At 65.0% G+C, this 24,828-nt stretch carries 25 protein-coding genes, 4 tRNA genes and 1 riboswitch; of the genes, 20 read left to right on the top strand and 9 right to left on the bottom strand.

Annotation, left to right across the window (positions count from 1 at the left end):
- The first annotated feature begins 6 nt into the window (after positions 1-6).
- Positions 7-2,757, top strand: coding sequence for an ATP-binding protein (locus BMY30_RS10040; protein WP_089713203.1), 2,751 nt, complete (start codon positions 7-9; stop codon positions 2,755-2,757).
- 96 nt (positions 2,758-2,853) lie between these two features.
- Here the strand turns inward: BMY30_RS10040 and BMY30_RS10035 are convergent, their stop codons facing one another.
- The 3 genes from BMY30_RS10035 to BMY30_RS10025 form a co-directional block, all read right to left on the bottom strand.
- Positions 2,854-3,981, bottom strand: coding sequence for a DUF294 nucleotidyltransferase-like domain-containing protein (locus BMY30_RS10035; protein ID WP_089713201.1), 1,128 nt, complete (start codon positions 3,979-3,981; stop codon positions 2,854-2,856).
- Between the two features lie 53 nt (positions 3,982-4,034).
- Positions 4,035-4,349, bottom strand: a complete 315-nt coding sequence (locus BMY30_RS10030; protein WP_089713199.1) for an HlyU family transcriptional regulator — start codon at positions 4,347-4,349, stop codon at positions 4,035-4,037.
- A gap of 84 nt (positions 4,350-4,433) precedes the next feature.
- Positions 4,434-5,651, bottom strand: coding sequence for an argininosuccinate synthase (locus BMY30_RS10025; RefSeq protein ID WP_089713197.1), 1,218 nt, complete (start codon positions 5,649-5,651; stop codon positions 4,434-4,436).
- A 144-nt stretch (positions 5,652-5,795) separates the two neighbouring features.
- On the opposite strand from BMY30_RS10025, the gene rnt reads away from it, so the two are divergent.
- Entirely contained in the window at positions 5,796-6,458 is a 663-nt protein-coding gene (gene rnt / locus BMY30_RS10020) for a ribonuclease T (protein WP_089713195.1), read from the top strand.
- A 226-nt stretch (positions 6,459-6,684) separates the two neighbouring features.
- Here rnt and BMY30_RS10015 read toward each other — a convergent pair whose 3' ends face one another.
- Entirely contained in the window at positions 6,685-7,020 is a 336-nt protein-coding gene (locus BMY30_RS10015; RefSeq protein ID WP_089713193.1) for a Grx4 family monothiol glutaredoxin, read from the bottom strand.
- A gap of 191 nt (positions 7,021-7,211) precedes the next feature.
- Between BMY30_RS10015 and argF the strand changes: the two genes are divergently transcribed.
- The 7 genes from argF (at position 7,212) to BMY30_RS09980 (ending at position 13,213) form a co-directional block, all read left to right on the top strand.
- A complete protein-coding gene (gene argF / locus BMY30_RS10010; RefSeq protein WP_089713191.1) occupies positions 7,212-8,132 on the top strand; it encodes an ornithine carbamoyltransferase in 921 nt (306 codons plus the stop codon).
- Positions 8,133-8,222: 90 nt separating this feature from the next.
- Positions 8,223-8,528: a hypothetical protein gene (locus tag BMY30_RS10005; RefSeq protein ID WP_089713189.1), complete on the top strand. Its 306-nt coding sequence runs from the start codon at positions 8,223-8,225 to the stop codon at positions 8,526-8,528.
- Positions 8,529-8,605: 77 nt separating this feature from the next.
- A riboswitch (TPP riboswitch) is annotated at positions 8,606-8,728 on the top strand.
- Between the two features lie 62 nt (positions 8,729-8,790).
- Positions 8,791-9,888 carry a glycine oxidase ThiO gene (gene thiO / locus BMY30_RS10000; protein ID WP_244516175.1) on the top strand — a complete coding sequence of 366 codons (1,098 nt, stop codon included), beginning with the start codon at positions 8,791-8,793 and terminating at the stop codon, positions 9,886-9,888.
- Positions 9,885-10,094: a sulfur carrier protein ThiS gene (gene thiS / locus BMY30_RS09995; protein WP_089713187.1), complete on the top strand. Its 210-nt coding sequence runs from the start codon at positions 9,885-9,887 to the stop codon at positions 10,092-10,094. Before thiO ends, thiS begins: the two co-directional genes overlap by 4 nt.
- On the top strand, positions 10,094-10,897 hold the full coding sequence (locus tag BMY30_RS09990) for a thiazole synthase (protein WP_089713185.1): 804 nt from the start codon (positions 10,094-10,096) through the stop codon (positions 10,895-10,897). The genes thiS and BMY30_RS09990 overlap by 1 nt, the downstream gene beginning before the upstream one ends.
- Positions 10,898-11,033: 136 nt before the next feature.
- On the top strand, positions 11,034-12,167 hold the full coding sequence (locus BMY30_RS09985) for a zinc-binding dehydrogenase (protein WP_089713242.1): 1,134 nt from the start codon (positions 11,034-11,036) through the stop codon (positions 12,165-12,167).
- Positions 12,164-13,213, top strand: coding sequence for a proline racemase family protein (locus tag BMY30_RS09980; RefSeq protein ID WP_089713183.1), 1,050 nt, complete (start codon positions 12,164-12,166; stop codon positions 13,211-13,213). Before BMY30_RS09985 ends, BMY30_RS09980 begins: the two co-directional genes overlap by 4 nt.
- Before the next feature lie 45 nt (positions 13,214-13,258).
- Here the strand turns inward: BMY30_RS09980 and BMY30_RS09975 are convergent, their stop codons facing one another.
- Together BMY30_RS09975 and BMY30_RS09970 are read right to left on the bottom strand one after the other, a co-directional pair.
- On the bottom strand, positions 13,259-14,362 hold the full coding sequence (locus BMY30_RS09975) for a DUF4236 domain-containing protein (RefSeq protein WP_089713181.1): 1,104 nt from the start codon (positions 14,360-14,362) through the stop codon (positions 13,259-13,261).
- 243 nt (positions 14,363-14,605) lie between these two features.
- Positions 14,606-14,681 (bottom strand) — tRNA-Ala (locus BMY30_RS09970).
- Positions 14,682-14,919: 238 nt separating this feature from the next.
- Between BMY30_RS09970 and uvrY the strand changes: the two genes are divergently transcribed.
- From uvrY to nadB, 8 genes are all read left to right on the top strand, one after another.
- Positions 14,920-15,567: a UvrY/SirA/GacA family response regulator transcription factor gene (gene uvrY / locus BMY30_RS09965; protein WP_089713179.1), complete on the top strand. Its 648-nt coding sequence runs from the start codon at positions 14,920-14,922 to the stop codon at positions 15,565-15,567.
- Between the two features lie 68 nt (positions 15,568-15,635).
- The gene (uvrC, locus tag BMY30_RS09960; protein ID WP_089713177.1) at positions 15,636-17,450 is read left to right on the top strand and encodes an excinuclease ABC subunit UvrC; all 1,815 of its coding nucleotides are present in this window, start codon (positions 15,636-15,638) and stop codon (positions 17,448-17,450) included.
- Positions 17,451-17,514: 64 nt separating this feature from the next.
- The gene (gene pgsA, locus BMY30_RS09955) at positions 17,515-18,066 is read left to right on the top strand and encodes a CDP-diacylglycerol--glycerol-3-phosphate 3-phosphatidyltransferase (RefSeq protein WP_089713175.1); all 552 of its coding nucleotides are present in this window, start codon (positions 17,515-17,517) and stop codon (positions 18,064-18,066) included.
- Positions 18,067-18,126: 60 nt separating this feature from the next.
- Positions 18,127-18,201, top strand: a tRNA-Gly gene (locus tag BMY30_RS09950).
- A 116-nt stretch (positions 18,202-18,317) separates the two neighbouring features.
- Positions 18,318-18,391 (top strand) — tRNA-Cys (locus BMY30_RS09945).
- Positions 18,392-18,425: 34 nt separating this feature from the next.
- Positions 18,426-18,512 (top strand) — tRNA-Leu (locus BMY30_RS09940).
- Positions 18,513-18,569: 57 nt separating this feature from the next.
- Positions 18,570-19,730, top strand: a complete 1,161-nt coding sequence (locus BMY30_RS09935) for an FUSC family protein (protein WP_089713173.1) — start codon at positions 18,570-18,572, stop codon at positions 19,728-19,730.
- Positions 19,711-21,291, top strand: a complete 1,581-nt coding sequence (gene nadB / locus BMY30_RS09930; protein ID WP_089713171.1) for an L-aspartate oxidase — start codon at positions 19,711-19,713, stop codon at positions 21,289-21,291. Before BMY30_RS09935 ends, nadB begins: the two co-directional genes overlap by 20 nt.
- Before the next feature lie 32 nt (positions 21,292-21,323).
- Here the strand turns inward: nadB and BMY30_RS09925 are convergent, their stop codons facing one another.
- A complete protein-coding gene (locus BMY30_RS09925) occupies positions 21,324-21,722 on the bottom strand; it encodes a protein YgfX (protein ID WP_139195504.1) in 399 nt (132 codons plus the stop codon).
- Positions 21,682-21,975, bottom strand: a complete 294-nt coding sequence (locus BMY30_RS09920) for an FAD assembly factor SdhE (protein WP_089713167.1) — start codon at positions 21,973-21,975, stop codon at positions 21,682-21,684. The genes BMY30_RS09925 and BMY30_RS09920 overlap by 41 nt, the downstream gene beginning before the upstream one ends.
- A 201-nt stretch (positions 21,976-22,176) precedes the next feature.
- Here BMY30_RS09920 and BMY30_RS09915 point away from each other — a divergent pair, with 201 nt between their 5' ends.
- Genes BMY30_RS09915 through lapB form a run of 3 tightly spaced genes read left to right on the top strand, consistent with a single transcriptional unit; the run spans position 22,177 to position 24,019 of the window.
- A complete protein-coding gene (locus tag BMY30_RS09915) occupies positions 22,177-22,473 on the top strand; it encodes an integration host factor subunit beta (protein WP_040187190.1) in 297 nt (98 codons plus the stop codon).
- A 54-nt stretch (positions 22,474-22,527) separates the two neighbouring features.
- A complete protein-coding gene (locus tag BMY30_RS09910; protein ID WP_089713164.1) occupies positions 22,528-22,833 on the top strand; it encodes a lipopolysaccharide assembly protein LapA domain-containing protein in 306 nt (101 codons plus the stop codon).
- A 1-nt stretch (position 22,834) separates the two neighbouring features.
- Positions 22,835-24,019 carry a lipopolysaccharide assembly protein LapB gene (lapB, locus tag BMY30_RS09905; protein WP_089713162.1) on the top strand — a complete coding sequence of 395 codons (1,185 nt, stop codon included), beginning with the start codon at positions 22,835-22,837 and terminating at the stop codon, positions 24,017-24,019.
- Positions 24,020-24,025: 6 nt separating this feature from the next.
- On the opposite strand, the gene pyrF is transcribed toward lapB, so the two are convergent.
- Positions 24,026-24,727 carry an orotidine-5'-phosphate decarboxylase gene (pyrF, locus tag BMY30_RS09900; protein WP_089713160.1) on the bottom strand — a complete coding sequence of 234 codons (702 nt, stop codon included), beginning with the start codon at positions 24,725-24,727 and terminating at the stop codon, positions 24,026-24,028.
- Positions 24,728-24,828: the final 101 nt, after the last annotated feature.

Here is a 24,828-nt window from a genome sequence, read left to right as displayed (position 1 = left end):
CACTCCATGAGAAGCAGCTTCGTGGTCCTGACGGTGGCCTTCGGCTACCTGGCACTGCTCTTCGTCATCGCCGCCTGGGGGGATCGCCGCGCGGAGCAGGGCCGCTCGTTGATCGGCTCGCCCACCGTCTATGCGCTCTCCATTGCCGTCTACTGCACCGCCTGGACCTTCTACGGCAGCGTGGGTCGCGCGACCCAGTACGGCCCCAGCTTCCTGCTGATCTACCTGGGCCCGACGCTGGCGATGCTGATGGCCCCCTTCGTGATTCGCAAGATGGTGCGCATCGCCAGCGCCCAACGTATCACCTCCATCGCCGACTTCATCAGCGCCCGCTATGGCAAGAGCTCGAGCCTCGGGGCCCTGGTGGCCCTGATCGCCCTGATCGGGATCACTCCCTACATCGCCCTGCAGTTGAAGGCCATCACCGTGAGTCACGCGGTGCTGGTCAACTACCCGCAGGCCGCCGAGCTGCGCCTGGCCGACGAGAGTTTCTGGGCCGACAAGTCCTTCTGGGTCGCCTTGGTGCTGGCGGTATTCATCATCCTCTTCGGCACTCGCCACCTGGACGCCAGCGAGCGCCACGAAGGCATGGTGGCGGCCATCGCCTTCGAGTCGCTGGTCAAGCTGGTGGCCTTCCTCACGGTCGGGGTCTTCACCGTCTTCGTGCTCTTCAACGGCCCGGCGGACCTGTTCGCCCAGGTCGTCGCCATGCCCGAGCTCACCCGGCTGATGAGCCTGGAAGCGGTGCCCGGCGGTGCCCTGGGCTGGGTGGGCATGCTGGTGCTGGCGTTCCTGGCCTTTCTCACCCTGCCGCGGCAATTCCAGGTACTGGTGGTAGAGAACGTCGACGAACGGCACCTCAAGCGCGCCAGCTGGCTCTTCCCGCTCTACCTGCTGGTGATCAACCTCTTCGTGATCCCCATTGCCTTGGCCGGGCTGCTGCTGGGCGACGTCAGCAGCGATCCGGACAGCTTCGTGCTCACCCTGCCGCTGCATGCCGGCCTGACGGGGGTGCCGCTGCTGGTCTTCATCGGCGGGCTCTCCGCCGCCACCGGCATGATGATCGTCGAGACCATTGCGCTGTCGACCATGGTCAGCAACCAACTGGTGATGCCGCTGTTGCTGCGCTCTCGTCACCTCCACCTGAGCACCCGAGGGGAGCTCGCCAGTTGGCTGCTGCGCATCCGCCGGGTAGCCATCCTGCTGATTCTGCTGCTCGGCTATCTCTACCATGCGCTGATCGGCGACGCCTACAGCCTGGTGACCATCGGTCTGGTCTCCTTCGCCGCCGCCTGCCAGTTCGCGCCGGCACTGCTGATCGGGATGTACTGGCGCGGCGCCAACCGCCTCGGGGCCGGGCTGGGCATGAGCGCGGGCTTCCTGGTCTGGGCCTGGACCCTGTTGATACCAGGCTTTGCCCAGTCGGGCTGGCTGGATGCCGGCTTCCTCGACCAAGGTCCTTGGGGGCTCTCCTGGCTGCGACCCTATGCCCTGTTCGGACTCGAGGGCTGGGACATCTACACCCACTCGCTGCTGTGGAGCCTGACCGCCAATGCCGGCCTACTGGTGGGCATCTCGCTGTTCACCCGCCAGTCTCCCCTGGAGCAGACCCAGGCGGCACTGTTCACCGAGGCCATGCATCCCGGGCTGATGGAAACCTCGCTGTGGCAGGGCCAGACCACGCTTGGCGAGCTGCGCGCCCTGCTCGACCGCTACCTGGGGGGCGCCGCCACCGCCCGCGTCTTCGCCAGCCACCCCGACGAGGCCGCCGACGACAGCCAGCCCGCGCCGCCGGAGCTGACGGCCCGTTCCGAGCAGGCCCTGGCCGGTTCGCTGGGTAGTGCGTCGGCCCGGGTACTGATCGACTCGGTGGTACGCGGCGAGGCCCTTGACCTCGAATCAATCCTCAGCATCCTCGATACCACCTCCGAGACCCTGGAGGTCAACCGTCGCCTGGAGCAGAAATCCAACGAGTTGGCACGCACCAGCGAGGAACTGCGCGCGGCCAATGAACGTCTGCGCGAGCTGGACCGCCTCAAGGACGAGTTCGTGGCCATGGTCAGCCACGAATTGCGTACGCCCCTCACGTCGATCCGCGCCTTTGCCGAGATCCTGCGCGACAGCGACGACCTTCCCGACGAGAAGCGCCGCCACTTCCTCGACGTGGTAGTGCGCGAGAGCCAGCGGCTCTCGCGGCTGATCGAGGAGATCCTCGATCTGGCGAGGCTCGAGAGCGGGCGCCTCACCCTGGAGCCCCAGCGCCTGGACCTGGTCGCCCTGGCCCGCCACAGCGTGGATGCGGTGCACCGGCTGCAGGAAAATCGTGGGGTGACCCTGGAGGTCGAGATCACTCCCGAGACAGCAATGGTCATCGGCGACCCGGACCGCCTCGAACAGGTGATCATCAACCTGCTCGACAATGCCGGCAAGTTCGCCGACGACGATGACCCGAAGGTGCTGCTGCACCTCGAGCGCTACAAGAACAACTACCGTCTCGCCTTGGAAGACAACGGACCCGGCATCGCCGAGGACGAGCGCGAACGGGTCTTCGAGAAATTCCACCAGATCCAGCAACAGGACGGTGGCGAGGCCCGCGGTCGCCCTCGCGGCAGCGGGCTGGGCTTACCCATCAGCCGCGGCATCGTCGCCCATCTGGGCGGACGGTTGTGGGTCGAGAAGGCACCACAGCTGGGCGGTGCCTGCCTGGTGATGGAGTTGCCCGAGGCGCCGGCGGAGAAACCGGAAGAGAAGCCGTAAGCCGTAAGCCGCAAGACCGGGGTGCCACCTCTCAGCTAGCTGATAACAAGGACTTTTTCTTACAGCGTAAAGCTTACAGCTCCGGGCGAAGCCCGGTTATGGCTTCCGCGCTTTTCTCTGAAAAGCGCGAATCTGCAACAGGTCGTGACGCAGTAACTGACGTTGGTCCTCGCCCAGGCGGGCGATATCCACCCAGCCATCCGGGGTACGCCCCTCGGTCAGGGCCAGGCGCTGCTCGTCGAGCATCAGCGTCTGCAACCGCTCGAACGCTGCGGTCAGTGCCTGTGCGCGCTCCGCGCTGAGCACCTCCTGCATCACCAGCGCCACCAGCCGCGAGCGGGTATCCGGCGGACGCACGCCGTGGCGCAGTGACAGCAGGCGAACGGTATTCACCAGTGGCAGCACACCCTGGTATTTGAGGTTGATGGCCCGCTCATGGGGCGCTTTCTCGTCGTTACTGCTCAGCCGGCAAAGCCGATCCAGGGCCACCGGCAGGTCATCGAGCAGGCTGGCCATCTCGTCGAGGAAGAGGTGCGATGCCGGCAGCAGCCGGGCCACCCGTCCGGCCAGGACCTCGGCCAGCGAGCTCTCGCCAAAGACCGGGTGGAAATCGAGCAGGATATTGGCCTGCTGGACCCGCTTGACGCGACGCTCCGCGGTCCAGATCTCGAGCTGGGCGCGCCACGCCGAGAGCCGCTTGCGCCACATTGGCCAGCGGGCCATGACATGGCCCTGGCATAGCGGAATCCCGGCGGTATCGAGACGCTCGGTGAAACGCTCGCCCAGGGCCTGGAAGTAGCCATCGATCTCGGTATGCCGGTCATCGGGATAATCGGCGATGATCATGGCGTTGTCCTGGTCCGGGGCCAGCAGGCTCTCGTGGCGTGCCCCTGATCCCAGAGTCAGCACGCAAAAGGCAACCGGAGGCGCCCCCCAGCCCAGGCCACGCATCTCCTCCAGGGAGAGCATGATGGCTCGCCGGTAGAGCCAGTCGTTATGGTCGCTGATCAGTTGGCTGATACGCCAGGCAGGCAGGTCGAGTCGGGCCAGGGCGTCCACCAGTTGGCCCTGCCAGGCATATGCCTCGTTCAGTTCAGGAGCGGATCCCAGGCCCACCAGGGCCTGACGCAGCGGATCCAACAGCGGCGGCCAGCCGCTGGGGTCGGGAAGCGCGTCGGTGGCAAAGAGTTCTCGCCAGGGGGAAGTGCGGTGCAGCAGGCGCATGAAGACTCCGAAACACGGAACGGATCAGCATGTCCTGAAGTATAAAGCGAGTCTCAGCGCGGCGAGAACATCTCGTCACCGACCTGATCGATGTAACGCTGCGCCTTGCTGACCATCAGGGCATCACAGGCCTCACGACCGGGCAGCATGTCGGAACGCTCGAAGCGATGCTCGAGCATCTCGCCATCCTCTCCGTCGGCGGCAGGCAGCGGCTTGCGGATCCAGCCGCTGACGCGGTACTGGCCGCCCTGATCGGCGGGTTCGGAAATGATCAGGTAGCCCTTGTACTCCACGGGGTCGGCGGTAGCGGCGTTGCCAGACTTGCCGTCGCCACCGCCGAGTAGGCCGGAAAACAGTTTCTTGAACATCGTGCTGTCCTCGCAGGTGTTACGCCTCGAATCGACGACGCCGGCGGTTAGCCGGCGTCGAGCAAGGCATCAAGAAGGTCAAGCTCAGTCCTGCTTGCGACCCTTGCCGGCGGCGATGCGCAGGCGCAGGGCGTTGAGCTTGATGAAGCCCTCGGCATCCTTCTGGTCGTAGGCGCCGGCATCGTCCTCGAAGGTGGCAATGGACTCGTCGAAGAGCGACTGGTCGGACCGACGGCCCGCCACGGTGGCATTGCCCTTGTAGAGCTTCATGCGCACCACACCAGAGACATTCTTCTGGGTCTCGTCGATGGCTGCCTGCAGCATGCGACGCTCCGGGCTCCACCAGTAGCCGTTGTAGATCACCTCGGCGTACTTGGGCATCAGCTCGTCCTTGAGATGCGCTTCCTCGCGGTCGAGGGTCAACGACTCGATGGCGCGATGGGCACGCAGCATGATGGTGCCACCCGGGGTCTCGTAGCAGCCACGAGACTTCATGCCCACATAGCGGTTCTCGACGATGTCGAGACGACCGATGCCGTTGTCGCCACCCAGCCTGTTGAGCTTCTCGAGGATGTCGTGGGGCTTCATCGGTACGCCGTCGATGGCCACGATGTCACCCTTTTCGTAGGTCAGCTCGATATAGGTGGGGGTGTCCGGTGCGGCTTCCGGCGAGACGCTCCAGCGCCACATGTCCTCCTCGGCCTCGGCCCAGGGGTCCTCGAGGATGCCGCCCTCGTAGGAGATGTGCAGCAGGTTGGCATCCATCGAGTACGGCGACTTCTTCTTGGAAGAAAAGTCCACCGGAATGTCGTGCTGCTGGCAATAGCCCATCAGCTTCTCGCGCGAGGTGAGATCCCACTCGCGCCATGGCGCGATCACCTTGACGCCCGGCTTCAGCGCATAGGCGCCGAGCTCGAAGCGCACCTGGTCGTTGCCCTTGCCGGTGGCGCCATGGGAGATGGCGTCGGCACCGGTCTGGTTGGCGATCTCGATCAGTCGGCGGGCAATCAGCGGACGGGCGATGGAGGTGCCGAGCAGGTACTCGCCCTCGTAGATGGTGTTGGCCCGGAACATCGGGTAGACGTAGTCGCGCACGAACTCCTCGCGCAGATCCTCGATGTGGATCTCCTTGACGCCCAGCGCCTCGGCCTTGGCACGGGCCGGTTCGACCTCCTCGCCCTGGCCGATGTCGGCGGTGAAGGTCACGACCTCGCAGTCATAGGTTTCCTGCAACCACTTGACGATGACGGACGTGTCCAGGCCGCCGGAATAGGCGAGCACGACCTTCTTGACATCGGACATGCTGAGGCTCCTCTCGTAACGTTCGCAAAGACAACGATTATAGCGCGCCGAGCCTGCAGCGAATACCGGCGACGCGACTCGCTGATGGCAAGCTGCTAGACTTTCGCGGTTTCGAGATACGATGGCCCAGACAAGGAGAGGTGCATGAGCGAGGCGATCGCCCGCGAACTCATGGCGCAGCGATTCCGCAGCTTCCTGCCCGTGGTAGTGGACCTGGAAACCGGCGGATTCAATCCCGAGCGCGATGCGATTCTCGAGATCGCCGCGGTCACGTTGACCATGGATCCGGAGGGAAACCTGATCCCCGACGCCACCTATGCCTACCACGTTACTCCCTTCCAGGGAGCCAACGTGGAGCAATCGGCGCTGGACTTCACCGGCATCCGCCTCGATGACCCGCTGCGCCGCCAGGTTGCCGTCGGCGAAGCCGAGGCACTGGGCGAGATCTTCCGACCCGTTCGCAAGTCCATCAAGGCCCATGGCTGCACCCGGGCCGTGCTGGTCGGCCACAACGCCGCCTTCGATCACGGCTTCCTCAACGCGGCGGTCAGCCGCTGCGGCATCAAGCGCAACCCCTTCCACCCCTTCTCGAGCTTCGACACGGCATCGCTCGGCGGCCTGATCTACGGCCAGACCGTGCTGGCCCGAGCCTGTCGCGCCGCGGGTATCGAGTTCGACAACAGCGCAGCCCACTCGGCGCGCTACGATACCGAGCGCACCGCCGAGCTGTTCTGTGCCATGGTCAATCGCTACAAGGATCTGGGGGGCTGGGCCCTGGCCCAGAAGGAGCAGGGGATGGAAGAGTAGCCATAAGCGGCCAAGCGGCCAAGCGGCCAAGCGGCCAAGCGGCCAAGCGGCCAAGCGGCCAAGCGGCCAAGCGGCCAAGCGGCCAAGCGGAGGCTAGGTTCAATCAGCAACACCTAGCAAGAAACCCCACCAGAGGTTAATCCGATGGGGTTTCGCGTTTGTGCCTCGCTACCTGCCGCCCGTCACCGAACAGCTTGGCGGCTCGGCGCTTCTAGCTTGGCGCTGCTCAGGCATCGTCCTTGTGCTTGGCGGCAGTTTCCTTGACCAGCTTTTCCAGCTCGCCGTTCTGGTGCATCTCGACCACGATGTCACAGCCGCCGACCAGCTCGCCATCGACCCATAGCTGCGGGAAGGTCGGCCAGTTGGCCACCTTGGGCAGCTCGGCACGGATGTCCGGGTTGTCCAGCACATTGACGAAGGCGAAGCGCTCCCCGCAGGCCATCAGGGCCTGGACGGTCTGGGCAGAAAAGCCGCACTGCGGCAGTTGGGGAGTGCCCTTCATGTAGATGAGGATGGGGTTCTCGCCGATCTGGCGCTCGATGTTCTCGACGGTGGTGCTCATGACGTCTCCCTTTTTCATTTGTCCGGATCTCGATGGACCGGGCCTCGATAGACCGAAGCCGCCAGCTCTCCGGATAATACCCGAGTAGGCTGGTCGGCCTTGTGGATGGAAGCCATTCTACTGATGACGGACGCGTTGCGCATCCCCCGTGGGCTGGCTAGGATGGTCGTTTTTTCCCGTGGAGCGACGCCATGGCCACTCGCCATTTCCTCACCCTGCTTGACCTCAGTCCGGACGAGCTGCGCTACCTGATACAGCGTGCCATCTCGATCAAGAACGGCCTGAAGACCCACGGGCCTACCTACGCACCTTTCACCAACCGCACTCTGGCGATGATCTTCGAGAAGTCCTCGACCCGCACCCGAGTCTCGTTCGAGACCGCCATGGCCCAGTTCGGTGGACATGCGCTCTTCCTCTCGCCCCGCGATACCCAGCTCGGCCGCGGCGAACCCATCGGCGATACCGCGCGAGTGCTGGCGGAGATGGTCGACGCGGTGATGATCCGCACATTTTCCCACGCCGGTCTCGAGGAGTATGCCGCCGCCAGCGAGGTGCCGGTGATCAACGCCCTCACCGACGATTACCACCCCTGCCAGTTGCTTGCCGACATCATGACCTGGACCGAACTGCGTGGCAGCGTCAAGGACCGCACCGCAGTGTGGATCGGCGATGGCAACAACATGTGCCACTCCTGGATCAACGCCGCCCGCCAGTTCGATTTCCAGCTACGCATCTGCTGTCCGGAAGGCTACGAGCCACGCCAGGATATCCTCGCGGCCGCCGGCGAGCGGGTGACCCTCCTCCATGACCCCCAGCAGGCCGTGACGGACGCCGACCTCGTCACCACCGACGTCTGGGCCTCCATGGGCCAGGAAGAGGAGCAGGCCAGCCGCGAGGCGGATTTCGCCGGCTTCCAGGTGAGCGAGGCCATGCTCGACCGGGCGAAGGATGACGTGCTCTTTCTGCACTGCCTGCCGGCTCACCGCGGCGAAGAAATCAGCACCTCCCTGCTCGATGACCCGCGTGCCGTGGTCTGGCAGGAGGCCGGCAATCGCCTGCATGCCCAGAAGGCGCTGATCGAGTTCCTGCTGTTGGGACGTGTGGAAGGCTAAGGAAGGATGACATCTTAGACCTTGGTATGACATCGACCTTCGTCGTGTGTATAATGCGTTGCAGCATAATCCCTCAAGGAGATGCGCAGCATGACACACGACACCCCCAGCAACACCGGCATGCAGCGTAGCCTGCGACAATGCCTCTCCAACATGGCCGCCCTGCTCTATCGCCATGGGCATGTGCTGGAGACGGTCACTGTTCCGCACCGTGGCCTCGACCGCAGCGAACTGAAGGCGCTCGAGTCGGCCGACCGCGACTGGCGGTCCTGCCAGCACATCCTCGAGACCAGCCAGGCCGCCACCTGGAATGAGCAGCAGCGCTTAGTGCTGACCGACCTGGGCCGCGAACTGCTGTTCGACATGTACGGCGAGGGCGCCGCCGACTGCGCCTGAGTCAAACCGGACGCCACCCCCAAGGATGCCCGGGCACGCCACGAGATTGCGTGCCCGGGCATCTTTGGTTATGTTGGCAGGACTTGTCGGGGAGCCCCGGTACGCTCATGGAGCGGTACACGGGGGCTGAGATCGGTACGGCCGAACCCGTTGAACCTGATCAGGTTGATGCCTGCGGAGGGAACAAGCGCGTGTCACGCCTGCTCGCTTCCTGCCGCCAACTCGCCTGGTCAGCCATGTCTATCGCTGGATGACCGCTATCTTGACACTCACCTCCGATCACATCGCCGTCGCCGGCGCCGGCCTGTTGGGTCGCCTGGTCGCCTGGCAACTGCTACGCGATGGCTACGCCGTGACCCTGTATGATGCCGGGGACCTGGATACCCCGCCTGGCGCCGCCTGGACGGCGGCCGGCATGGTCGCCCCCTTGTGCGAGACGGCGATCTCCGAGCGCTGCGTCTATGACATGGGCCGCTTCGCCCTGGCCCAATGGCCACACTGGCTCGAGGCCCTCGACGCCGCTTCGCTGTGGCAGCAGACCGGCAGCCTGATGGTGGCACACCCCCAGGACCTGGGCGAGCTCACCCAGTTCCGCCGCGATCTCGACCATGCCCTCGGCGGCACTTCACCCTGCCAGACCCTCGATGACCGGGAAGTCCAACGGCTGGAACCCGACCTGGCACCCGGCTTCCGCCAGGGGCTCTACCTGCCGGACGAGGCCCATCTGGACAACCGCGCCCTGCTCACTCGCCTGCTGGACGAGATTCGCGCTCTGGGCGGAGAGTGTCATGCTCACTGCCCGGTGGATACCTTCCCCGGCGAGGTGGTCACAGCCGAAGGCCGACGGCGCTTCAACCTGGTCATCGATTGTCGTGGTACCGGTGCACGGCAGCGCCATCCAAGCCTGCGGGGCGTGCGTGGCGAGACCCTGCACGTCCAGACTGACGAGATTCGGCTGTCGCGTCCTGTAAGGCTGATGCATCCGCGCTACCAGCTCTATGTAGTACCCAAGCCGGCGCATCGGTTCGTCATCGGGGCTACTCAGATCGAGAGCGAGGATCGTTCGCCCATGTCGCTGCAGTCCTCACTGGAGCTTGGCAGCGCCCTCTATACCCTCTCGCCAGCCTTTGCCGAGGCTCGCATCCTGGAGCAGGGCGTCAACCTGCGTCCGGCCTTCCTCGACAATCTGCCCCATGTCACCCAACGGGAAGGGCTGATCACCGCCAATGGCCTGTTCCGACACGGCTACCTGTTGGCACCCGCCGTAGTCTGCCACCTGCTGGCCGTGGTCCGCGACCACGGCGACCGGCCCTTTGCTGATACCCTGGCGGCACGCCCGCCGCAGGAGAACGTTGCATGAGCGAGATCACCTTGCGCCTCAACGACGAGCCCGCCCGTCTTCCCGCCGGCACATCGCTCGCCGACGCCCTGCACACCTGGCACTACGCCGACCGCCGGGTGGCCGTGGCGATCAACGGCGAGTTCGTACCCCGCTCCGCCTATACCGAACAAGTCCTGAAGGACGACGACCGCATCGATATCGTAGCGCCGGTGGGAGGTGGCTGATGAACGCTGCACACGATGACGCCCTGACGCTCTACGGCGAGACCTTCACCAGCCGCTTCCTGCTCGGCACTGCTCTCTATTCTTCGCCCACGGTGATGCAGGAGGCCATCCAGGCCGCCGGTTGCGAGATGGTCACCCTGGGGCTGCGCCGGCAGAATCCCGCATCGGGCGACGGCGATGCCTTCTGGCAGATCCTGCGCGACAGCGGCTGCCGGCTGTTGCCCAACACCGCCGGCTGCCGTTCGGCTCGGGAAGCGATCACCCTCGCCCAGATGTCTCGCGAGCTGTTCGACACGCCCTGGATCAAGCTCGAGGTGATTGGCGACGACTATAACCTGCAACCGGACCCCTTCGGCCTGCTGGAGGCCGCCCGGGAGCTGATCGGCCAAGGCTTCAAGGTGCTGCCCTATTGCACCGATGACCTGATCCTCTGCCAGCGGCTGCGCGACGCCGGCTGCGAGGCGCTGATGCCCTGGGGCTCGCCCATCGGCACCGGTCTCGGCCTGATGAACCGCTACGCCCTCACGACCCTGCGCCAGCGTCTCGATGTACCGCTGATCATCGATGCCGGCCTGGGGGCACCGTCCCAGGCCGCCGAGGCCATGGAGATGGGCTTCGACGGCGTGTTGCTCAACACCGCCGTTGCCAAGGCCCACCGCCCCGCATTGATGGCCGAAGCCTTTGCCGAGGCCATCACGGCCGGGCGCAAGGCCTACCTGGCCGGGCTGATGCAGCAGCGCCAGACCGCCAGCCCCAGCACGCCAACGGTAGGTCAGCCCTTCTGGCACCGCGACGGCGGATAGGCTCGACTCCGCCTCACCACGTATGAGGGCAAAGGGGGATAATCTCAGGGCGGGGAAGTCTGCTATCTTCTGAACCAGTTGGTTCTTTCAAGACAAAAGGAGACTTCGAGTGAGCAGCCAGTCCCTTCCTGACACCATGGCCGCCATGCTGCTGACCGGGCACGGCGACGTCGACATGCTGGTTTATCATGACGATGTGCCGACCCCTCAGCCAGGGCCCGGCGAGGTGCTGGTCAAGGTCACGGCGACTGCCAAGAACAACACCGACCGCAAGGCCCGCGAAGGACTCTATCCGGTCAAGAAGGGCGAGGTCACGTCGTTTGCCATGGGTGGCGAACCCACCCTGACCTTCCCACGCATCCAGGGTGCCGACATCGCCGGGCGCGTCGTTGCCGTGGGCGAAGGCGTCGATCCTTCGCGCATCAATGAGCGCGGCCTGCTCGACTTCAACCTCTATCCGGATGCCCGGCGGGACATCAACCTGACCCCGGATTACTACGGCCACGGCGCCGACGGCGGCTTTTCCGAGTATGTCGCCGTGCCCTCGGATCAGTTTCACCATGTGCCCAACCCCGAGCTCAGCGATGCCGAGCTCGCCGCCATGGGCATGTGCTCCTACCAGACCGCCTATCACATGATGACGTCCGCCGGTGTGAAGGCCGGCGAGCGGGTACTGGTCAGCGGCGCCAGCGGCGGGGTCGGCACCGCCCTGATCCAGCTGTGCCGTATCGTCGGTGCCGTGCCTTATGCGGTGAGTCAGCAGGAGAAGGCCGAGGCACTCAAGGCAATGGGCGCCGAGGCGGTGATCGACCGTGGCGACCTGGAGGGCTTCGCCGAACGAGTGCTCGAGGCCACCGATGGCGCGCCTATCGATGCAGTGATGGACCTAGTTGGCGGCGAGATGACCGACTGCTTCATCGACACCATGATCCAGGACATGAAGGCCCGCACCAGCTATCCACGGCTATCCATCGCCGGAGCCAGCGGCGGCAATATCAGCGAGATACTGTGGACGCGCATCTACCTCTACCAGGTGCAGATCTTCGGCGTCTCCCACGGCACCCGCGAGGAAGCCGAGCAGCTGATCGGCTGGATCCGTTCCGGTGAACTCAAGCCGGTGCTGCACGCCGCCTTCCGGCTCTCCGACCTGCACCAGGCCGAGCGCTACTTCGTCAGCCGCGACAGCAACTTCCTGGGCAAGATCGTGATCGTCCCCGATAGCCAATGGGACGATCACGGCGCGCCCTTCGCCCTCGAGGGACACTCATGAGCCAGGAACTGACCCTGCAACTGATCGACACCCATGCCGGCGGTGATGTCAGCCGTATCGTGGTGGGTGGCATCGAGCCCCTGCCCGGCGCCACGGTGCGTGATCAGATGCACTACCTGCGCGACGATGCCGATGGCCTGCGCAAGCTGCTGCTGGAGGAGCCCTACGGCATTCCCGAGATGTCGGTGGACCTGATCGTACCCGCCACCGATCCGGCCGCCGAGGCTGGCTACATCATCATGGAGGTGATGGGCTATCCGATCTACTCCGGCTCCAACACCATCTGCACCGCCACCGCGGTGCTGGAAAGCGGACTGGTGCCCAAGCAGGAGGGACGCCAGCGCTTCAAGCTGGAGTCGCCGGCGGGCCTGGTGCAGATCGAGGCGGTGATAGAGAACGGCGTGGTGGAGGCCATTACCTGTGGGGGACTGCCCAGTTACATCGACACCTACCGAACATCGATTCACGTGCCGAGCCTGGGGGAAGTGACCTACTCGGTGGCCTATAGTGGCGGCTTCTACGCCCTGGTGGACGCCACCGAACTGGGCTTCCATCTCAACCGCGACGAGGAGCGGGAGCTCGCCGCGTGCGCTCACAAGATCGTTGAGGCGATCCAGGCCGAGCGAGGCTTCTCCCACTACACCCTGGGCGATGTGGGCCCGCTGCCCTTCCTGCACTTCATGGGCCCCGTCGAGCAGGTGGCGGACGACTTCTACCGCTCGCGCTCGGCCACCTATGTGCACCCGGGAGTGATCTGTCGCAGCACCACCGGCACGGGCACCTCGGCACGCCTGGCGCTGATGCGTCACGAGGGCACTATCGAACCCGGCGACAAGCTGGAGACCATCTCGCTGCGCGAGACCGGCTTCATCGGCGAGTTCACCGGCACGCGACAGGAGGGACCTCATACGGTCGTGGAGAACACCATTACCGGCAAGAGCTACGTGCTGGCCCGCTCCGACATTGTGATCAACTGTGACGACTCCATGGTGGAGTGTGCCGGCCTGCACCATATCCTCAGCGCAGGCCAGGCCTCGTCCGATTGACTGCCACCATGCGGGCGAAAGGCCCGCAGATGCGTGCGGCAGGCGTCAACGCCTGCGCCAGTCCAGCTCGAAGGGCGTAATGGCGCGGAAGATGCCGGCCCGCGTGGTCTCGCGCCGAAGGGGAAAATCCGCCAAGGCCTCCGCCGGGTCGAGTCGCTCCAGTCGGTCGAAATCGATACGCTCCCACGCCTCGCGGGAAACCTTGGCACTGAAAAGGTACTGAGCGCGGACATCGCCACCGGCCGGATCCTCGACCTGGCGATAGCCGGCGATCAGGACGTGTTCGATTCGCGGTAGCCGGGCAAAGACAATACCCAGAACGCAAAAGGCCACGCCATGTAGGTGACGCCGATAGAGCTCGCGCTGCTGCGTGACGCCAAGCTTGCGCGGCGAGAGTTTGACTCGCTTGGCCGGCATGGCCCAGTAGCGATCGGGGAGTTCGTCATCGCCGGGCAGGTCAATGTCCAGGGCGATAGTGCGAAGGTCGTCACTCAGCTCGAAGTCGATCAACGTCTCCCGCGGCCAACCAAGCTCGTCCAACCGCTCCTCCAGCGTCTGCTGCATGGCATCGGCATCATCCCAGGCCGCCACCTCCTCGCGCTGCTGACGCGCGAACTCGCGGGCATCGAACTCGGCCTTCTGCCATTCCCAGTCACGATAGGCCTGCGCGTGTGACGCCTCACGGCGCGCGTTCTCACTCTCGAGCCGAGCCCGGGCTGCCGGCCAGAGGGCATGCCGCCAGTCGGGTTGTTCCAGGGGTATCGGCGAAGGAGGAGAGACCGGGAAGCTGCGCGGCTGATAGCCAGTGGCACCCGGTGGCGGCGTCTCTTCATGGAGGCGACCAAGCCGGTCAAGATCGGCATTGAGTTGCTCACAGTGTGACTCGAGCGCTGCGCGTATTGCACCCTCGCCATTACGCCGCAGCGCTCGGGCCTCGGCATCGAGAAAACGGCGGCCATCGTCATGACGGTAACGGATATCCCCGTTGGCGGCGATATCGAGAAGAACCGGTAGATCTTCGCCCCCCTCTTCGATTGCCAGCTGCAGTCGAATGCTGGGCGGGCCGACCGACAGACCGGGACGCAGCCTGCAGGTGTTGAGTCGCACCCCGGGTGCGAGACAAATGCGACGCTGGAAGCGAAACCCCACGATGGCCTCTCCCTGATAACGGACCTGACCTACAGGGTACTGCACTGTTAGACGTGCGTAACGGAGGATGTCAGGCCTGGTGGGGTGATAAGCCGATGAGCTTCCTCGTCCAGATGATGCTCGACCAGATCGCAAGCAGCCGCTGAACGGTGTGGAGTTTTCTCAGTATTTTCCCGGTTTTTACCAGCACACGAAAAAGCCCCCTGGCGGATGTCGCCAAGGGGCTGATTCGGATGTTCTTTTTGGTGGAGCCTAGCGGGATCGAACCGCTGACCTCAACACTGCCAGTGTTGCGCTCTCCCAGCTGAGCTAAGGCCCCACATGGTTCCCACCGTGCGAGAACGGAGCGGATACTACTCAGCCCTGTGGCATGCGTCAACCTTTCGCGGGCAATTTCGCGCGTCTGCCTTGGACCAATTCCCCTTAGGGACGGGATATGTCACCCTGACAATACTGATACCGAGCCGTCCGGCACCTTGGCACCTTGGCACCTTCCTTACTTGGCCGGGGCCCGCCTCGGGACGATACTCACCCACCACGTTTCAGGAGCGTCTGCGTTGATCAGGGTTCTCGTCGCCGATGACCATCACCTGGTACGGACCAGCATCGCCCACCTGTTGAATGCCGAACGCGGTATTCGCGTGGTCGGTGAGGCCGCCGATGGCGAGGAGGCCATCACCATGGCGCGCAAACTCGAGCCGGACATCGTGATCATGGATATCCGCATGCCCGGGATCGGCGGCCTGGAGGCAACTCGCAAGATCAAACGCTTCACCGGTGACATCCGCATCCTGGTCCTGACGGCCTTCATCGAGGAGACCTTTGCCCAGCGCCTGCTCGAGGCCGGGGCCCACGGCTTCATCAGCAAGGGCTGCCAGCACGAGGAGATGGTCGAGGCGATCCATTGCGTCTTCGGGGGCAAGCGCTATGTCAGCCCGGAGATCGCTCAGCGGCTGGTACTCTCGCGCATCGATGCGCCGGACAATCCCTTCGACCAGCTCTCCCAGCGCGAACTTCAGGTTGCGATGATGGTCGTCAACTGCCAGCGCGTCGCCGACATCGCCGACCGCATGTTCCTCAGCCCCAAGACCGTTAACACCTACCGCTACCGGATCTTCGAGAAGCTCGGCGTGACCTCCGATGTGGAGCTGACCCACCTCGGCCTGCGCCACGGCCTGGTCGATGGCTTCACCGACGCCGACTGAGCCCGTTCTCGACAGTACCGATCTGGTAGAATGGTGGCTCCGCTTCCCGTCCCCGGCACGCCGTCTCCATGAGCTTCGATTCCCGCGACTTCCTCGGCAGCGTCAGCGAATCCCCGGGGGTCTACCGCATGCTCGACGAGCAGGGCGAGACCCTCTATATCGGCAAGGCGCGTCGCCTCAAGGCACGCCTGGCGAGCTACTTTCGCGGTGCGCTCAACACCAAGACCCAGGCCCTGGTCGGGCGCATCGCCGACATCCAGGTGACGGTGACCAACAGCGAGACCGAAGCCCTGCTGCTCGAGCAGACGCTGATCAAGGAATTGCGCCCGCCGTACAACATTCTGCTTCGCGACGACAAGTCCTACCCCTTCGTCTTCGTCAGCGACCGCCATCCCTTCCCCGCCCTGGAGTACAAACGCGCCCGGGTGCGCCGCGACGACGGCCGGTACCTTGGCCCCTACCCCAGCAGTGGCGCCGTGCGCGAAAGCCTGTCGCTGATGCAGAAGATCTTCCGCATCCGCAACTGCGAAGACAGTGTCTTCGCCCACCGCACTCGCCCCTGCCTGCAGTACCAGATCCAGCGCTGCAGCGCCCCCTGTGTGGGCTACATCAGCGAGGCGGATTATCGGCGTGACCTGGAACATGCGGTGATGTGCCTCGAGGGCAAGAGCGACGCGGTGACCCGCGAACTGAATGAGGCCATGGAGGCCGCCAGTGCACGGCTGGACTTCGAAGAGGCCGCCCGGCTGCGCGACCAGGTCCAGCACCTGCGCCAGATGCAGCAGCGCCAGTTCGTCGACACCGGCGGCGGCGATGCCGATGTCTTCGCACTGGCCAGCCGCCCGGGGGCGCTGTGCATTTCGGTACTCACGGTACGCCAGGGCCGCCTGCTGGGGGCCCGGCACCATGCCCCGGCCAACGGACTCGACCTGGGACCTGAGGCACTGCTCGGCGACTTCATCAGCCAGTTCTACCTGGGTCAGGCCAGGGAGATCCCCGCCGAGGTGATCACCAGCCACCCGGTACCGGATGCCGAGCTGATCGCCCGGGCACTCGGCGAACGCGCCGGCAAGCGCACTCGCCTGACCGACCAGGTCAGGGGCCATCGCGCCCAGTGGCGCGAGCTGGCCCGCACCAATGCCGAACAACAGCTGGCCAGCCAGCTGGCCAGCCAGACCCAGCTGTCGAAGCGCTTCTCGGCCCTGCGCGAGGCCCTCGAACTCGAGGACACCCCCCGCCGCCTGGAGTGCTTCGACATCAGCCACAGCCACGGTGAGGCCACGGTAGCCTCCTGTGTGGTATTCGACGAGAACGGGCCACGCAAGTCCGACTATCGCCGCTTCAACATCGAGGGCGTGGCTGCCGGAGACGACTATGCCGCCATGCACCAGGCGCTCACCCGCCGCTTCAAGCGGATCAAAGAAGGAGAGGGCGAAAGCCCGGACATCCTGATCGTCGATGGTGGCAAAGGGCAGCTGAACATGGCCAGGGAGGTATTCGCCGAACTCGGCATCAGCGGCATCATCCTGCTCGGCGTGGCCAAGGGCACAACTCGCAAGGCGGGACTCGAGACGCTGTTCGTCGAAACCGTCGACCGCAGCCTTGACCTCGACGGCGCCTCATCGGCCCTGCACCTGATCCAGCACATCCGCGACGAGTCGCACCGCTTCGCCATCGCCGGCCACCGGGCGCGGCGCGACAAGACACGGCGTACTTCCACCCTCCAGGACATTCCCGGCGTGGGGCCGCGTCGCCGACGCGATCTGCTACGCTTTTTCGGCGGCCTGCAGGGGATCAAGCAAGCCAGTCGGGAAGAGCTGGCCCGGGTTCCCGGCATCAGTGTCACCCTGGCCGAGACGATTCATCGTGCCTTGCATGGATGAGTCAGGCTCCGGCGGATAGAATGAAGGAGTTTCCGGTACCCCAAGGCAAGGATTGCACCTCGCGATGAACATACCCAACCTGCTTACTCTGGCCAGAATCGTTTTCATCCCGTTGCTGGTGGTGCTGTTCTACTTGCCCTTCGCCTGGAGCACGCTGCTGGCCGCCGCCCTGTTCGGCCTGGCCGCGGTGACCGACTGGCTCGACGGTTACCTGGCCCGGCGCTGGGACCAGTCCACGCCCTTCGGCGCCTTTCTCGACCCGGTAGCCGACAAGCTCATGGTAGCCGTGGCACTGGCCCTGTTGATCGAGCGCTACGAGGCCATCTGGCTGACCTTGCCGGCGCTGGTGATCATTGGCCGTGAGATCGTCATCTCGGCCCTGCGCGAGTGGATGGCCGAAATGGGCAAGCGTGGACAGGTGGCTGTCTCATGGATCGGCAAGGTCAAGACGACCCTGCAGATGATCGCCCTGCTGATGCTGCTGGCCTTCACACCGGGGACCCTCCTGGCCCTGCTGGGCGTGGTAATCCTCTATGTGGCGGCCTTGCTGACGCTGTGGTCGATGTTCCTCTACCTCAAGGCGGCATGGCCTCACCTGAGCAGCTCGATGCGCTGAGGCGTGGCGAAAAGTGTTTGACAGTCACCAACTTATCCTTATAATTCGCTCTCGAGTCAGGCGGGAATAGCTCAGTGGTAGAGCATCGCCTTGCCAAGGCGAGGGTCGCGAGTTCGAATCTCGTTTCCCGCTCCAGACTTGCAAGCAGTAACAAGAGTCAATGCGTGCGACTGCGAGGGTCGCGAGCCGGTGCGCCGGTCCGATCGAATCTCGTTTCCCGCTCCATTCCCCACGAATGGCACGACTCATGAGGCTGGATGGCAGAGTGGTTATGCAGCGGACTGCAACTCCGTGTACGCCGGTTCGATTCCGACTCCAGCCTCCACCATTCCCTTAGCTGCCCCGCTCGGAACCGTGCCGCCCGGATGGCGAAATTGGTAGACGCAAGGGACTTAAAATCCCTCGGTGGCAACACCGTGCCGGTTCGAGCCCGGCTCCGGGCACCAGCTTTCCTGCACTCTTCCGCAAGCGTCGGCCGCGACCCTCCAACGGGACGCCGTTTCATGATACTGCCGCGCCTGCGCGATCCCTACTTCAATTACCAGCATCGCCGCAAGCTGCATGTGCTGCGCATCGTGATGGCACTGTGCATCACCTTCGGCATCATCGAGCTCTTCGCCATCCAGCACAGCGGCTGGGCGCTGGTCAGCACCATCATGGTGATGGGAAATCTCCCGCATATCGGCGGTGTACTCGACAAGGGGCGCCAGCGACTGCTGGGCACCCTGCTCGGCGCCGCCTGGGGTCTGCTGCTGATCTTGCTGCCGCTGCCCTGGCCCCCCCTCGTTCCCGTTGCCGCCCTGGCCGGCATCGCCGCAGCCACCTGGTTGACCTTCAGCAACCGGCACGGCTACAGCGGTCTGATGTTCGCCATCAGCCTGCTGCTGGTGATCGGCGACGGCACCCGGGAGCTCGATATCGCTCTGTGGCGCGCCTTCGACGTGCTGCTCGGCACCCTGGTGGGCATCACCGTGACGGTGATGGTACTGCCGCAGAAAGCCACCGACATGCTGCGTTTCATGCTGGCCGACAATCTGGACCGCATGGCCCGTCTCTACCAGGCTCATACCTCGGCCACCGAGGGCCTCGACATCGATACCCGCGAATTGCTCAAGGCCACCAGCAGCCTGCTGGTCAAGCAGCGAGGCCTGGTGGATGCCACGCATCGCGAGCGCCGCCTGAGTCGACAGGAACTGGACGACCTCATCTCGCTGCAGCGTCGCATGCTTTCCACCATCGAGCTGCTGCTCGAGACCCACTGGACCAGTCGTGACGGGCATGACCGCATCGATGCCATGGCCGGCCTTCGCGAGGAGCAGCATACCCTGGCCCGGAACATCGGCACCCTGGCCTTCCAAGTACGGACCGGCCAGCCGGTCGACGTGACGATCACCCCCTTCGAGCTGCAGCGTCATGCCGAACTGGCCGGCAATGCTCGCTCCGCCGATGGTCGCATGCTCTTCAGTCCCAGCGGCTATCTGTGGCTCAATCGAGAACTGGCGCGCCTCACTGCCGACCTCATCCAGCGCCTGGGCGGGCTCGAGCGCCTTCCCAGCCGACGGCTGCGTCGCCGGGCACCCGACCATGGCCTCACCGAGGCCTCCTCGGCCAGCGCACGAGCCAATACGCAAGAAGGAAAGGCAGATGACAGACCGCACGCATGAGGTGCTGGTCATCGGCGGTGGGGTCGCCGGGCTGGTACTGGCACTGGAGGTGGCCGATCATCGTCGCGTCACACTACTGAGACCGGCCAGCGATGACCAGGGCGCTAGCCGCTGGGCCCAGGGCGGCATTGCGGCCGTGCTTTCCCCCCAGGACGACATCGAGGCCCATGTGGCCGATACACTGGTGGCGGGCGACGGCCTGTGCGACGAGCTAGCGGTGCGCTTCACCGTGGAGCAGGGGCCCTCGGCCATCGAGTGGCTGCTGTCACTGGGCGTCCCCTTCACGCCAGACGCGAGTGCCGATGCCAGCTATCCCTACCACCTCACCCGCGAGGGCGGCCATGGCGCACGACGTATCATTCATGCCGATGACGCCACCGGCCGTGCCGTGGTCGAGACTCTCAAGCAGCATGTAGAAGCCCATCCAAACATCGGGCTGTGCGGTGACCTCACCGCCATCGGCCTGATCGCCGACAGCACGGGCTTCTGCCGTGGAGCGCGCTGCCTGGACGCCGATGGTCGCCTGCACGAACTGCTGGCCGAGGACACCGTGCTCGCCAGCGGCGGGGCCAGCGGCCTCTATCGCCATACCACCAGCCCCCAGCCAGCCAGCGGCGAGGGCATGATGATGGCCGCCGAGCTCGGCGCCGAACTGATGAACCTGGAGTTCCAGCAGTTCCACCCCACCTGTCTCTATGATCCCGAGGGCCCCGCCTTCCTGGTCAGCGAGGCAGTCCGCGGCGAGGGCGGGCTGCTGATCAACACGGCGGGCGAACGCTTCATGCCGGCAGTGGACGCCCGGGCAGAACTGGCACCCCGAGACATCGTTGCCCGGGCCATCGATGCCGAGATGCAGCGCACCGGAAGTGACCATGTCTTCCTGGATATCCGCCATCTCGGCGAGACCGCCATCCGTCACCATTTCCCGACCATCCATGCCCACTGCGCCAGTCGTGGGCTCGACATCGTGCATCAGCCTATTCCGGTCGTGCCGGCCGCCCACTATAGCTGCGGCGGGATCACCACCGACCTCGGGGGCGCCACCACGATCCCGCGGCTGCACGCCATCGGCGAGGTGGCCTGCACCGGTCTGCATGGGGCCAACCGCATGGCCAGCAACTCCCTGCTGGAGTGTCTGGTCTATGCCCGAAGCTGTGCACGACGGCTGCACACCGCCGAAACTGCGCCGGTTGCCGAGCTGACCCCTGCGCTGTGGGGCCAGCAGCCTGTCTCCCTGAAGAGCATCGAGGATATCCGCGAAGCGATGCGCCAGCTGATGAGCGCGCGCGTGGCCATCGTGCGCACCGACCAGGGGCTGGAGGAGGCCGCCCGGGGCCTGGCGCAACTGCATGACCGTCTCGCGCCCCGGGTTAGGGATGCCGCACCCTCGGTGCCTCTGGCGAATCTCTGGCATGCGCTGCGCCTGGCACGCCTCACCGTGGCCTGTGCCCGTGCACGGCGCGAGTCCCGCGGCCTGCACTTCAATCCTGACTGTCCGGTCCACGGCGACAAAACCCCGCAGCCCTCGCGGGTCCACCTGCAGGCCCTGAAGGCGATGTAACCCCCGCCCCCTGCCGGATGTGGACAGCGTATTCAGGGCAGTGGCAACAGCTCCCGGCGCAGGCGCCGCAGCGATTCGGCATCGCTGCTGTCGGGCCATAGCCACAGGCGTCGTCCTTCGACCCTCAGCCCGATCAGCAAGGGACCAAGATAGTCGCAGTGCAGGCTCACCGGGCGCCAGGCCTGGCCAGCCTTATCGCGCCAGCACCAGACCACACCACCCGTCACCTTCGGTATACCACGCAGCTCGCCGCGCACGCGCTGCATGGCCAGCGTCACCAAGACCCCACCCAGCACCATCACCGCGAGCACGCCGGCCCACGGCGGTGCCACTACTGCCACAAGGCCGACAACCGGCGCGGCCATCAGCCCATGGGCGGCCAGCGACAGCCTAGAGGTTGCGATAGCGATCGTTGTCGGTAGTCTCGGCATGCTCGACGATCATCTTGACGATGCGCCGGCGGGCCGGATCCTCGGGCCATTCCCGGCGCATCAACCAGGCGAACAGGTCCTGGTCTTCCTCCTCGATCAGTGACCGAAAGGCCGCCTGGTCCGCCTCGTCCAGATCGCCATAGCATTGCTCGAGAAAGGGAATCAGCAACAAGTCCAGCTCCCACATGCCGCGGCGCGAGTGCCAGTAGAGGCGCTTGCGGAGAGTGGCTTCCGGAGACGAATCGTCGTTCAAGGTCGGCCTCGTTGGGTCGAATGAGTGTGGCGCCAGTATACCCGAGCGCTGCCCCACCGGCAGCCCGCCGACACCTCTCTGTCCCACGGCTCGAGAAAAGGTCGTAGTGCGTTGTTTTCTCGAGACTTGCGCAGTATGCTTTGGAAAAACAACAATGCCGGGATCGCGTCGACCCGGGCAGGACCGCACGGAGTAGAGCCGATGACCAAGTCCGAACTGATCGAACAGATCGCCATGCGGCAGCCGGAGCTGTCGGTCAAGGAGGTCGAGGCCGCGGTACGCCTGATCCTCGACGACATCACCGATACCCTGGCCGAGGGGGGACGCGTGGAGATCCGCGGTTTCGGCAGCTTTTCGCTGCACTACCGGGAGCCCCGGGTAGGTCGCAACCCCAAGACGGGTGAACCGGTCGCACTCGACGGCAAGTTCGTGCCACACTTCAAGCCCGGCAAGGAGTTGCGCGAACAGGTGGATGCCAGCCGCGCGCTCGGCTACTGATGAGCGGCGCCCCACGACCGCTGTCTCTCCTTAAACCGACATGGGAACAAGCACATGCGTTGGCTAAAAGGCCTGATCTTGGCCATCATCCTGCTGGTGGTGCTGCTGATCGGCATTCTCTTTGCCGTCAATAACCAGCAGGCCCTGCCCCTCAACCTGATCTGGATCGAGCTTCCTGCAGCCTCGCTCTCCGTCTGGCTACTGGCCTCACTGGCCGTCGGCGTGCTGCTGGGCATGCTCGCCATGAGCGGCGTGTACCTTCGGCTGCGCACCCTGTTGACCCGCGCCCAGCGGCACAATCAGCAGCAGCGCAAGGAGCTCGACCGCCTGCGCGTCCAGGAGATGAAGGAACTCCCCTAGAATGCCCGATGTTTTCCTGTTGGCCCTGCTGGTGGTGGCAGTCGCCACCGGCTGGTGGTTGGGCCGCCGGGAGCGTCAGGGCTCCGGTAAGGCAGCGCAGCCGCCGACGCTGCCACGAGATTACTTCGTCGGCCTAAATTACCTGCTCAATGACCAGCAGGACCGGGCCATCGAAACTTTCATCGGCGCACTGGAAGTCAATAGCGACACCATCGAGACACACCTGGCGCTGGGTAACCTCTTCCGGACCCGGGGCGAGGCCGACCGCGCACTGAAGATCCATCAGAACCTGCTTGCCCGCCCGACGCTGACCGGCGAGCAGGGCGAGAGAGTCCAGCTCGAGCTCTCCCGCGATTTTTTCGCCCTCGGGCTACTCGACCGTGCCGAACGCCTGCTGCAGAACCTGGTGCGCGATAGCCAGGATGACGAGCGGCGCGATTCGGCCAGGCGGCTGCTGGTCGACCTGCTGGAGCGGGAAGGCGAATGGCAGGCCGCACTGGATGTCGCCCTGCCCAGGCTGGTCCGCCAGCACGACGACATCCGCCGCGCGGCGGCGCACTGGCTCTGCGAACTTGCCGAACAGGAACGTCATTCGGCAAGCCCTGTACTGGCCAGGCGCCACCTGCGCCAGGCGCTGGCCACCGACCCACACTGCGTGCGCGCCAACCTGCAACTGGCCGCCATGGAACACGACACCGGTCAGTACAAGCCCGCCGTACGGCTGCTAAGACGGATTCCCGACCAGGATTCCACCTTCACTCCCACTATCATCGAGCCCTTGGCCCACGCCTACCGTCTGCTGGACGACGAGGAAGGACTGATCCGCTGCCTGCAGGAACTCCTCCAACAGGCACCGGGCACCAGCGTTATCACAAGGCTGGCCGAGACGCTGCGCCACCATCAGGGCAATGACCGGGACGCCCTGGCGCTGGTCACCGACCAGCTCGACAGGAAACCCAGCCTGGGCGCGGTCCACTACCTGTTGACCCTCTACCGGCACAACGCCGAGGGAGAGGAGCATGAGCACCTCGCACTGCTGCAGCGCCACATTCACACCCTGGTGCAGGCCCTGCCGCGCCATCGTTGCCGACGCTGCGGCTTCTCAGGCGAACGACTGCACTGGCAGTGTCCCCGCTGTCGCAGCTGGGGCACCACCAAGCCGATCAACGGCATAGAAGGGGAGTAGTCGGGCTCAGCGGCCGGCCAGCTCGGCCTCGATGGCGGCCAGGGCAGCCATCGGCTCCTCTGCCTGAGTTACCGGACGCCCCACCACCAGATGGGAACTGCCAGCGGCCATGGCATCGGCTGGGGCCATGACGCGACGCTGGTCGCCCGCCACGGCGAAGCTTGGCCGGATACCAGGCGTCACCTTGAGAAAGTCGCTGCCGCAGAGTTCACGCAGGCGTGACGCCTCCTGCGCCGAGCAGACCACCCCGTCCATGCCGCTATCCCGGGCCAGAACGGCGAGGCGCTCGACCTGATCGGCAGGCGGAGTCGCTATGCCCACCTCTGCCAAGTCCGCAGCTTCCATGCTCGTCAACACCGTCACCGCAATCAGCCGGGTCGAGAGTCGCTGACGGTCCAGGCGTTCGCGTGCCGCCTCCATCATCCGTCGGCCACCGCCGGCATGGACATTGACCATCCATACCCCCTGCTCGGCGGCGGCCTGGATCGCCCCGGCCACGGTGTTGGGAATATCGTGAAACTTGAGATCCAGGAACACCTCGAAACCGCGGCCGTGAAGCGCATCGAGCACCTCGGGACCACTGCGAGTGAAGAGCTCCTTGCCCACCTTGAGCCGACAGCGTGAGGGATCGAGGCTATCGGCCATGCACAGGGCGGCATCAAGGGAGGCATAATCGAGGGCGATGATCAGAGGGGAATCGGTAGACACTAACCGGGCTCCGGGCAAGAGGAAATCGTCGTTAGAGTATATCAGCCATGCTCGGCGGGGTCGGTGCGAGATCACCGACCTGAAAACGGCGACTTCACCTC

Origin of the sequence: Halomonas daqiaonensis (assembly GCF_900109725.1) — a bacterium.
GTDB lineage: Bacteria > Pseudomonadota > Gammaproteobacteria > Pseudomonadales > Halomonadaceae > Halomonas > Halomonas daqiaonensis.
This window is presented reverse-complemented; position numbering and strand designations above follow the sequence as displayed.